The sequence below is a fragment of the Streptomyces sp. 4N509B genome (assembly GCF_052245655.1).
Classification (GTDB): Bacteria; Actinomycetota; Actinomycetes; order Streptomycetales; family Streptomycetaceae; genus Streptomyces.
On record NZ_JBQQBZ010000043.1, the window covers coordinates 45,770 to 57,511 of the forward strand.

Annotated in this window: 1 protein-coding gene and 1 pseudogene; both read right to left on the bottom strand. The window is 75.1% G+C overall.

Annotation, left to right across the window (positions count from 1 at the left end; all coding sequences use genetic code 11):
• Positions 1–20 precede the first annotated feature (20 nt).
• Positions 21–7,277, bottom strand: a pseudogene (locus ACTWP5_RS27995) (SDR family NAD(P)-dependent oxidoreductase); the annotation flags it as partial.
• A gap of 65 nt (positions 7,278–7,342) precedes the next feature.
• Positions 7,343–11,742, bottom strand: a 4,400-nt coding sequence (locus tag ACTWP5_RS28000; RefSeq protein ID WP_443223937.1) for an SDR family NAD(P)-dependent oxidoreductase, incomplete at its 5' end; no start/stop codon positions are given.

Here is an 11,742-nt window from a genome sequence, read left to right on the forward strand (position 1 = left end):
TGCGTGGGCGCTCGGACCGCTCAGCCGTCGAAGCGCTCGCGCAGCCAGTCGTCGAGGAGGCGGGCGGTCTGGGTGCCGCCCGGCCCCTCGATGATGGAGAAGTGGTTCGCGGCCACGTCGATCGCCGTGTGGGGGAACTTCCAGTCCGCCACCGACTCCGGGCCGTCGCTCGGGACGGCCGCGGTCGCGGGGTCGACGGACTCGGTCGCCCGCAACAGCAGCGTCTCGGCCGCGACCTGCCGCGGCTCGAACCGCATGCCCATGTACCGGGCGCGGGCGGTCACCCAGGCGTCGCCCCAGTCCTCGCCGATGAGGTCCTGCTGGCCGCCGCGGTCGAGGACGCCTCCGGCGATGTTCTTCACCCACGGGTCGTCCTCGTTGTAGCTGTAGAGGTCCATCCAGTGGGTGTCGATCATGACGAGGGCGGCGGGGCCCGTGCCGGTCTCCTCCAGGCGCTGGGTGATGGCGTTGGCGAGGAAGCCGCCGATGGAGTAGCCGACGACGGCGAACGGTTCGGTGCCGACGCTCTCCCGGATCGCCTGGGCCTGCGCGTCGACCAGGGCGTCGAGCCCGGTGGGCAGCTGCTCACCGGACATGAAGCCCGGCAGCCCGAGGACCGACAGCGGCCGGGCCTCGCTGAACCCGGCGGCGAAGGTCGAGTACTGGTACGGGCTGGGCTTCCACGCGAAGGTGGGGACGCAGACCAGCTGCGGCCTGCCGGGGCCGCTGGCGAGCCGGGTCAGCCGCGGCAGCTTGTCGATGTCCTGCGCCGAGGTGAACTGCGGTCGGAACTCGGCGAGTTGCAGCATCACCTCGTGCAGCTGCGGCCCCCTGCCCGCCGCGAACGTGGTCTGCCACAGCGCGCTGATCGACTCGGGCGACGGGGGCTGGGCCGCGGCCCTCGCGGGCGCGGGCGCGGCTCCCGTGCCGAGGCTGCCCTGGAGCTCCTCGGCGAGGTGCCTGGCCAGGGCCAGGGGCGTCGGGTGCTCGAAGATCAGGGTCGGGGCGAGGTCGAGGCCGGTGGCGGCGTTGAGCCGGTTGCGGAGTTCGACGGCGGTGAGCGAGTCGAAGCCGAGGGCGAGGAACTCGCGCCCGGTGTCGATGCTGTCGGTGTCGGGGAAGCCGAGCACCACGGCCACGTGTTCGCGGACCAGGGTGAGCAGGGCCTGCTCCCGCTCGGCGTCGCCGAGCCCGGCGAGCGTGGCGGTGAGCGAGCCGGCGTCGACGGCGGTGGCGGCGACGTTCGACTGCGCGGTGCGACGCGCCGCCGGGGTGCGGATCAGCGACCGCATCAGGGCGGGCAGCGCCGCGGGCGAGGCCGCCCTGCTGGCCAGGCCGCGGATGCCGGCGAGGTCGAGGCGGGCGGTGACCAGCACGGCCTCGTCGGTGCGCAGCGCCGCGTCGAAGAGGGCGTTGCCCTCCTGAGCGGTGAGGGGGATCAGGCCGCTCTGGGAGATGCGGGCGCGGTCCTGGCGGCCGAGGTGGCCGGTCATGCCGCTGGCGTCCTCCCAGAAGCCCCAGACCAGGGAGACGGCGGGCAGGCCGAGGCTGCGGCGGTGGGCGGCCAGCGCGTCGAGGTAGGCGTTGGCGGCGGCGTAGTTGCCCTGCCCCGGGCCGCCGAAGGTGCCGGCGGCGGAGGAGTACAGGGCGAACATGCGCAGCTCGGCGTCGCGGGTCAGCTCGTGGAGGTTGACCGCCGCGTCGACCTTGGGCCGCCACACGCGGTGGACCTGTTCGGCCGTCAGGGAGCCGATCACGCCGTCGTCGAGCACACCGGCCGCGTGGACCACGCCCGTCAACGGGTGCTCGGCCGGGATGGCGGCCAGGACGGCGGCCAGCTGCTCGCGGTCTGCGGCGTCACAGGCCGCCACCCGCACCCGCGCGCCGGCCTCCTCCAACTCCGCGGCCAGCTCGGCCGCGCCCTCGGCGTCCGGGCCCTTCCGGCTGGTCAGCACCAGCGACCGCACACCGTGCTCGGCGACCAGGTGACGCGCCAGCAACGACCCGAGCGTCCCGGTACCACCGGTAACCAGCACCGTGCCCTCCGGATCGAGCCCCGCCGGGATCGTCAGCACGATCTTCCCCACGTGCCGGGCCTGGCTCATGAAACGGAACGCCTCCGGCGCCCGCCGCACGTCCCACGTGGTGACCGGCAGCGGCTTGAGCACGCCCGTTTCGAAGAGGCGGACGATCTCGGTGAGGATCTCGTTGATCCGCTCCTCGCCCGCGTCGCCGAGGTCGTAGGAGCGGTAGCGGACGCCGGGGTGCTCCTCGGCGACCTGTTCCGGGTCACGGATATCCGTCTTGCCCATCGACACGAAGCGTCCGCCGCGCGGCAGCAGCTCCAGCGAGGCGTCGACGAACTCCCGCGCCAGGGAGTCCAGCACGACGTCCACACCATCGCCACCCGTCGCGTTCAGGAACGCGTCACGGAAGTCCAGGTCACGCGAGGACGCGATCCGGTCGTGCTCCACACCCAGCTCCGCCAACACCCGCTGCTTCGGCTCACTCGCCGTCGCGTAGACGGTGGCGCCCAGATGCTGGGCGAGCTGCACCGCCGCCATCCCGACGCCACCGGCCGCCGCGTGAATCAGCACCGACTCACCCGCCTGAAGGTCCGCGAGGTCCACCAGCCCGTAGTAGGCCGTCAGGAAGACCACCGGAACGGAGGCCGCCTGCTCGAACGACCAACTCTCGGGGATCGGGACGACAGCGCGGGCCGGGGTGATCGCCAGCGGCCCGAAGCCCTTGGGGATCAGGCCCATCACGCGGTCGCCGACGGCCAGGTCGGTGACGCCCTCGCCAACCTCGACGACGACGCCGGCCGCCTCGCTGCCGATCGGCGCCGGCTCGGGGTACATGCCGAGGCCCAGCAGCACGTCGCGGAAGTTCAGGCCGGCGGCGCGGACCGCGACCCGCACCTGGTCGGGGGCGAGGGGCTGTTCGGCGTCCGGCTCGGGCAGGAGGTCGAGGCTCTCCAGCGTGCCGGGGCCGCCGCTTCGGAGGGTCCACGCCGTCTCGCCGGCCGGCGGCACCAGCGCGCCGCCGGTGTGGGCGCGGACCAGCCGGGGCACGAACGCCGCCTCGCCGCGCAGCGCGAGCTGCGGCTCGGCGCCGGCGGTGGCGGCGAGGACGGCGGCCACCAGTTCGGGCTGCGCGCCGTCGGCGGGGTCGACGTCCACGAGGACGAAGCGGTCGGGGTGCTCGGACTGGGCGGTGCGCAGCAGGCCCCACACGGGGGCGTTGGCCAGGTCGGTCACGTCCTGGCCGTGCCCGGTGGCGATGGCGCCCTGGGTCACGACGACGAGCCGGCACTCCGTCAGCCGGTCGTCGTTCGCCCACTCCCTGACCGTGTCGAGCAGCCTCACGACGACGTCCGCGCTGGGCTGGCCGTCGCTCAGGGGCGGGCAGGGCAGCAGCGCCACGGCGGGGGCCGGGACGCCGGCGTCGAGGACGGCGTGCAGGGAGGCGAGGTCGGGGTAGGCGTCGACGGCCATGCCGGCGCCGTGCACGGCGGCGCCGATCCCGAACGCCTCCTCGCCCAGGACGGCCCACACGCCGAAGCCGACGCTGTCGACGTCGATCGGCAGCGGCGTCCAGTCGATGCGGAAGAGGGACTCGACGCCCGCCTGGTCGTCGGCGGCGAGCTGACCGGCCGTCACCGGGCGCAGCACGAGGGAGTCGGCGCTGGCGACGGGGGCTCCCGTGGCGTCGGCGGCGACGAGGGAGACCTCCTCGGGCCCGGAGGAGACGATCCGCACCCGCAGCGTTCCGGCGCCGCCGGCCTGGAGCGTCACGCCGCTCCAGGCGAACGGCAGCAGCAGGCGGTCGCGCGCCGCCTCGCTCGCGGCGACGGCGTTGGCGTGGAGCGCGGCGTCGAGGAGGGCGGGGTGGAGGCCGAAGCGGGCGGCCTCGGCCTGCGCCGTGTCGGGCAGCGCGACCTCGGCGAAGATCTCGTCGCCGCGGCGCCAGACCGCCCGCAGGCCCTGGAAGACGGGCCCGTACTCGTAGCCGGCGTCGGCGGCGGCCGGGTAGAAGCCGGAGACGTCCACGGCCTCGGCGTTCTGCGGCGGCCAGACGGTGAGGTCCGCGGCGGCCCCCGCGTTCGGGGCGGGCGCGGCGGGGGCCTCGGCCAGGACGCCCTCGGCGTGGCAGGTCCAGGGGCTGTCGGGTTCCGCGTGGTCGGCGCGGGAGTAGATCCGCACGGTGCGCCGGTCCGCCGCGTCGAGGCCGGGGGCGTCGACGAGGACCTGGAGGTGCACGCCGCCGCTGTCGGGCAACAGGAGGGGCGCCTGGAGGGTGAGTTCGCGCAGGTGGGAGCAGCCGACCTCGTCGCCCGCGCGCAGCGCGAGCTCCACGAAGCCGGTGCCGGGCAGCAGGACGGTGCCGCCCACGGCGTGGTCGGCCAGCCAGGGGTGGCTGCGCAGCGACAGCATGCCCGTCAGCAGCACGCCGCCGTCGGCGGCCAGGGTGACGGCCGCGCCCAGCAGCGGGTGCCCGGCGGCGACGAGGCCGGCGCCGCTGACGTCGGCCTCGCCGTCGCCGCTCTCCAGCCAGTACCGCTGGCGTTGGAAGGCGTAGGTCGGCAGGTCGACGCGGCGCACGGCGCGTCCGCCGTAGAACGCCCGCCAGTCCACGGGCACGCCGCGCACCCACAGCTCGGCGGCGCCCGCCAGCAGCCGGGACGCCTCGTCCTCGTTGCGGCGCAGCGTGCCGACGACGGTGAGGTCGGTGGCGCCCGCCGCCTCCAGGCTCTCCTGGACGCTCATGGTGAGCACGGGGTGGGCGCTGACCTCGACGAACCGGCGGTGGCCCTGGCCGGACGCCGTCCGCAGGGCGTCGGTGAAGCGCACCGGCCGGCGGAGGTTGCGGTACCAGTAGCCGGCGTCCATCTCGGCGGTGTCGAGGATCTCGCCGGTGACGGCGGAGATGAGGGGGATGCGCGAGGCGACGGGGCGCAGCGGCGCCAGGTCGACGAAGATCCGCTCGCGGATGGCCTCGACGTGGGCGGAGTGCGAGGCGTAGTCCACCGGCACGCGGCGGGCCCGCAGGCCGGCGGCCTCGGCGGCGGCCATCACCTCCCGGAGGGCCTCGACCTCCCCGGCGACGACGGTCGCCGAGGGCCCGTTGTGGGCGGCGACCGAGACGCGGTCGGCGACGCCGGTCCTGGCCAGCAGGTCCTCGACCTGCCGCGTGCCGGCGGCGAGCGACACCATGCCGCCGCCCCCGCTGAGCTCGCAGATGGCGGCCGAACGGAGCGCGACGGCGCGGGCGCCGTCCTCCAGCGTCAGCCCGCCCGCGACGACGGCGGCGGCGATCTCGCCCTGCGAGTGCCCGATGACGGCGGCGGGGGTGACGCCGACCGACTCCCACAGCGCGGCCAGCGACACCATCACGGCCCACAGCACCGGCTGGACGACGTCCACCCGCTCCAGCCAGTCCTCGTCGTCCGAGGCGAGCACCTCCGACAGCGACCAGTCGACGAACGGCGCGAGCGCCGCCTCGCACGCCGCGATCCGCGCGGCGAACACCGGGGAGGCGCCGATCAGTCCGCGCCCCATGCCGATCCACTGCGAGCCCTGACCGGGGAAGACGAAGACCAGCCCGGAGTCCTCCCCGGGCACGCCGCGCACCGCGTTGGCCGCGGGGCTGTCGCCGGCCACCGCGCGCAGCGCGGTGGTCAGTTCCTGCGCCGTGCCGCCCCAGACCACGGCGCGGTGCTCCAGCAGGGCGCGTCCCGAGACCAGGCCCCAGCCGACGTCGGCCGGGTCGAGGTCGCCGACGGCGTCGGCCAGCCGCTCCGCCTGCGCGGCCAGGGCGGCGGACCCGCGCGCGGAGACCACCCACGGGACGACGGGCCCCGACCAGGCGGGCGTCTCGTCGCCGGCCGCCGGGACGAGAAGGTCGTCGGAGGCGGCGTCCGCGGGCGCCTCCTCGAGGATCAGGTGCGCGTTGGTGCCGCTGATGCCGAACGACGACACGCCCGCGCGGCGCGGCTGCTCGCCGGCCGTCCACTCCCTGGCCTGCGTCAGCAGCTCCACCGAGCCGGCCGACCAGTCGACGTGCGGGGTCGGCTCGTCGATGTGGAGGGTGCGGGGCAGCACGCCCCGCCGCATCGCCATGACCATCTTGATGACGCCCGCCACGCCGGCCGCGGCCTGCGCGTGGCCGATGTTCGACTTCACCGAGCCGAGCCACACCGGGCGGTCCTCGGGCCGGTCCTGGCCGTAGGTGGCGATCAGGGCCTGGGCCTCGATCGGGTCGCCGAGGGTGGTGCCGGTGCCGTGCGCCTCGACGACGTCGACGTCGTTCGCCGTCAGGCCGGCGTTGGCCAGGGCCTGGCGGATGACGCGCTGCTGGGAGGGGCCGTTCGGGGCGGTGAGGCCGTTGGATGCGCCGTCCTGGTTGATGGCGGAGCCGCGGATCACCGCGAGGACGCGGTGGCCGTTGCGCCGGGCGTCGGAGAGCCGCTCCAGCAGCAGCATGCCGACGCCCTCGCCGGGTCCGAAGCCGTCGGCCGACGCGGCGAACGCGCGGCAGCGGCCGTCGGAGGAGGCGCCCCGAAGCCGGCTCTGGAGGACGAAGCTCGTCGGGGTGCTCATGATCGTGACGCCGCCGGCCAGCGCCAGGGAGCACTCGCCCTGCCGCAGCGCCTGCGCGGCGAGGTGCATCGCCACCAGCGAGGAGGAGCAGGCGGTGTCGACGGAGATCGCCGGCCCCTCGAGGCCGAAGGTGTAGGAGCTGCGGCCCGAGATCACGCTGGGCGAGTTGCCGGTGCCGAGGAACATCTCGACCTCGGTGGGGGTGCTGCGGATGCGGCTGGTGTACTCCGAGGGGAGGGTGCCGGCGTAGACGCCGATCTGGCTGCCGCGCAGCCCGGTCGGGTCGATGCCGGCGTGCTCGAAGGCCTCCCAGGACGTCTCCAGCAGCAGGCGCTGCTGCGGGTCCATCGCCAGCGCCTCGCGCGGCGAGATGCCGAAGGGCACCGGGTCGAAGTAGGTGGCGTCCTTGAGGAAGCCGCCCTCCATGACGTAGCTCTTGCCGGGCTGGTCGGGGTCGGGGTCGTAGAGGCTCTCCAGGTCCCAGTCACGGTCGGTGGGGAACTTGTCGATGGCGTCGACCTCGTCGCGCACCACCCGCCACAGGTCCTCGGGCGACTCGACCCCGCCGGGGAAGCGGCAGGCCATGCCGATGATCGCGACGGGCTGGTGTTCCTCGAGCTCCTTGACCCGACGTCGAGCCTGGCGCAGATCGGCCGTCGCCCGCTTGAGGTATTCACGAAGCTTGTCTTCGTTGTTCATCCCTAGTCACCTAATCCAGGCCGTGTCGTGGGGAGGGGAGATCAAGGAGTGCCGAGCTCGCCGTCGAGCAGCTCGAACAGTTCGTCGTCGGTGGCGGTCATCAGGTCACCGTCGTCGCCGTCGTCGTCCGCCGGGTTGGCGGTCGCCTCGCCGAGCCGCGAGAGCAGGCCGCGCAGGCGGTCGGTGATGCGGTGCCGGGCGATGTCGTCGGGGCTCGCGGCGGCGAGCGCGGCGTCGAGCCGGTCGAGTTCGGCGACGAGCGCCGGGGTGGTGTCGACGTCGCCGACGACGAGCTGGGACCGGATCAGCTCGGTGAGCGCGGCCGGCGAGGGGTAGTCGAAGATCAACGTCGCGGGCAGGCTCAGCCCCGTCGCCGTGTTCAGCCGGTTGCGCAGCTCGACGGCGGTGAGGGAGTCGAAGCCCATGTCCTTGAAGGGCCGTTCGGCGGCGATGGCCTGGGGGTTGGCGTGCCCGAGGACGGTCGCGACGTTGGCGCGGATGAGGTCGAGGACGGCCTCGTCGCGCTCCGCCTCGCCGAGGCTGGCGAGGCGGGCGGCGAGCGCCGATCCGCTGTCGGCGGCGCTCGCGGCCGACTGGGCGGCGCGGCGGGCCGGGGTGGCGCGGACGAGGGCCCGCATCAGGGGTGGGACGGCCGCCGCCGCTCCGGTGGCGCGGCCGCCGGCCAGGGCGATGCGGGCGGTGACCGTCAGGGCGGCGTCGGCGCGGATCGCGGCGTCGAAGAGGGCGTTGCCCTCGTCGGGCGTCAGCGGCGTCAGGCCGTTCTGGGAGATGCGGGCGCGGTCCTGGCGGCCGAGGTGGCCGGTCATGCCGCTGGCGTCCTCCCAGAAGCCCCAGACCAGGGAGAGGCCCGGGAGGCCGAGGCCGCGGCGGTGGGCGGCCAGCGCGTCGAGGTAGGCGTTGGCGGCGGCGTAGTTGCCCTGCCCGGGGGCGCCGAAGAGGCCCGCCAGGGAGGAGTACATGGCGAAGAGCCGCAGGTCGGCGTCGCGGGTCAGCTCGTGGAGGTTGACCGCCGCGTCGATCTTCGGGCGCAGGACGCGGCGGACCTGTTCCTCGGTGAGGGAGCCGATCACGCCGTCGTCGAGCACACCGGCCGCGTGGACCACGCCCGTCAGCGGGTGCTCGGCGGGGATGGCGTTCAGGACGGCGGCCAGCTGCTCGCGGTCGGCGGCGTCACAGGCCGCCACCCGCACCCGCGCGCCGGCCTCCTCCAGCTCCGCGGCCAGTTCGACGGCGCCCTCGGCGTCCGGGCCCTTCCGGCTGGTCAGCACGAGCGACCGCACGCCGTGCTCGGTCACCAGGTGCCGCGCCAGCAACGACCCGAGCGTCCCGGTGCCGCCGGTAACCAGCACCGTGCCCTCCGGATCGAGCCCCGCCGGGATCGTCAGCACGATCTTCCCCACGTGCCGGGCCTGACTCATGAAACGGAACGCCTCCGGCGCCCGCCGCACGTCCCACGTGGTCACAGGGAGGGGCTTGAGGGTGCCGTCGCGGAAGAGGCGGACGATCTCGGCGAGGATCTCCCGGATGCGGTCGGGGCCCGCCTCGCCCATGTCGAAGGCGCGGTACAGCACGCCGGCGTGATCCTGGGCGACCTGTTCCGGGTCGCGGATGTCCGTCTTGCCCATCTCCAGGAACCGCCCGCCGCGCGGCAGCAGCTCCAGCGACGCGTCGACGAACTCCCGCGCGAGGGAGTCCAGCACCACGTCCACGCCCGCGCCATCCGTCGCGTTGAGGAACGCGTCACGGAAGTCCAGGTCGCGCGAGGACGCGATGCGCTCGGCGGGGACGCCCAGCTCGGCGACGGTCGCCTGCTTCGGCTCACTCGCCGTCGCGTACACCGTCGCCCCCAGATGCTGGGCGAGCTGCACCGCCGCCATGCCCACACCACCGGCCGCCGCGTGGACCAGCACCGACTCACCCGCCCGAAGGCCCGCGAGGTCCACCAACCCGTAGTACGCCGTCAGGTACACGACGGGAACGGACGCGGCCTGCTCGAACGACCAGCCCTCGGGGACGTGCGTCACGACGCGTGCGTCGGTGACCGCCATCGACCCGAAGCCCTTGGGGATCAGGCCCATCACGCGGTCGCCGACGGCCAGGTCGGTGACGCCCTCGCCGACCTCGACGACGACGCCCGCGGCCTCGATGCCCATCTCCCGGTCGTCCGGGGCCATGCCGAGGCCCAGCAGCACGTCGAGGAAGTTCAGGCCGGCGGCGCGGACCGCGACCCGCACCTGTCCCGCGGGCAGCGGCGCCTCGGCCTCGGGGGCGGGCACCAGCGCCAGCGACTCCAGCGTGCCGCCGCCCAACGCGTCGAGCCGCCACGCGTCGTTCGTCGCCGGCGGCAGGAGCCGGGCGCCGGTGTGGGCGCGGACCATGCGGGGTGCCAGCACGTGCCCGTCGCGGGTGGCGACCTGCGTCTCCTCGGCGCGCAGCGCGGCCGACACCGCGCGGACCAGCTCGGGGCCGGCCGCGTCGGCGGGGTCGGTGGCGGGGTCGAGGTCGACCAGCAGCAGCCGGCCGGGGTTCTCCGACTGCGCCGAGCGGACCAGGCCCCACACCGGCGCCAGGGCGAGGTCGGTCACCTCGCCGTCGGCGCCGGAGCCGGGGTGGGCGGCCACGGCGCCCCGCGTGACGACCGCGAGCCGGGCGTCGGACGGCCGCTCCTCGGCGAGCCACTGCCGGACCACGCCGAGCGCGCCGAGCACGGCCTCCTCGGGGGACTTCGGCGGCGCGGGCGCGTACACGACGACGGCGGGCGTGTCGTCGCCGTCGGGCAGCGCGTCGAGCCCGGCTCCGGTGCGGACGCCGAGGCCGAAGACGTCCTCGCCGAGGACCGCCCAGTTCGCGGTCGACGTCGCCTCCCGCGTGGTCCCCTCGTCGAGGGCCGTCCACTCGACGTGGAACAGGGCCTCTCGTGACAGGCCGTCGGAGGCGGCGAGCTGGCCGGCCGTGACCGGGCGCAGCACCAGCGACTCGGCGTGCGCGACGGGTTGGCCGGTGGCGTCGGCGACGAGCACGGTCAACGCGCCCGACGTGCCGGCGCGGGCGATCCGCACGCGCAGGGCGTTCGCGCCGGAGGCGAGGAGGGACACGCCGGTCCAGGCGAAGGGCAGCAGCAGTTCGCCCCTGGCGGTGCCGAACGGGCCGAGGCTGTTGGCGTGGAGGGCGGCGTCGAGGAGGGCGGGGTGGACGCCGAAGCGCGCGGCGTCGGCCTGGGCCGACTCGGGCAGGACGACCTCGGCGAAGACCTCGTCCTCGGTGCGCCAGGCGGCGCGCAGGCCCTGGAACACGGGCCCGTAGTGGTATCCGGCGTCGGCGGCGGCCTTGTAGAAGCCGGAGACGTCCACGGCCTCGGCGCCCTTCGGGGGCCAGAGCATGAGGTCGGCGGCGGCGTCGGCGTCGGGGGCCGTGGCCTCCGGGGTGAGGACGCCCTCGGCGTGGCAGGTCCAGGGCAGCTCGGCGTCGGCGTCCTCGGGCTGCGAGTAGACGCGCAGCGTCCGGTGGCCGGCGTCGTCCGGCTCGCCGACGACGACCTGGATCCGCACGCCGTCGCGCTCGGGCAGCAGGAGGGGTGCCTGGAGGGTGAGTTCGCGCAGGTGGGAACAGCCGACCTCGTCGCCCGCGCGCAGCGCGAGCTCGACGAAGCCGGTGCCGGGGAGCAGCGAGGTCTCGTTGACGGCGTGGTCGGCGAGCCAGGGGTGGCTGCGCACCGACAGCATCCCCGTCAGCAGCACGCCGCCGTCCATCGCCAGGCTCACCGCGGCGCCGAGGAGGGGGTGTTCTGCGGGGCCGAGGCCGAGGCCGGTGGCGTCGCCGGCGAGGGTCTGGGGCTCCAGCCAGTACCGCTTGCGTTGGAAGGCGTAGGTCGGCAGGTCGACGCGCTGGACGGGGCGGCCGGCGTAGAAGGCGGACCAGTCGACGGTGGTGCCGTTGACCCACAGCTCGGCGACGTTGGCCAGCAGGCGGTTCGCCTCGTCCTCCGCGCGGCGCAGGGTGCCGACGACGACGGCGGGCGTGCGCGTGACCTCCTCGGCGATGGCCTGCACGCTCATCGTCAACACCGGATGCGCGCTGACCTCGACGAACCGGCGGTGGCCCTCGGCGAGAGCCGCCTCGACGGCGGTCGCGAACCGGACCGGCTGACGCAGGTTCCGATACCAGTACGCGGCGTCCATGCCGGCCGTGTCGAGCGTCTCGCCCGTCACCGCGGAGATGAGGGGGACGCGTGAGGCGACCGGACGCAGCGGGGCCAGGTCGGCGAGGATGCGCTGTTCGATGGCCTCGATGTGGGCGGAGTGCGAGGCGTAGTCCACCGGCACCCGGCGCGCCCGGACCTCGGCCGCCTCCGCGGCGGCCATCAACGTCTCCAACGCCTCCGCGTCACCCGCCACCACCGTCGCCGACGGACCGTTGAACG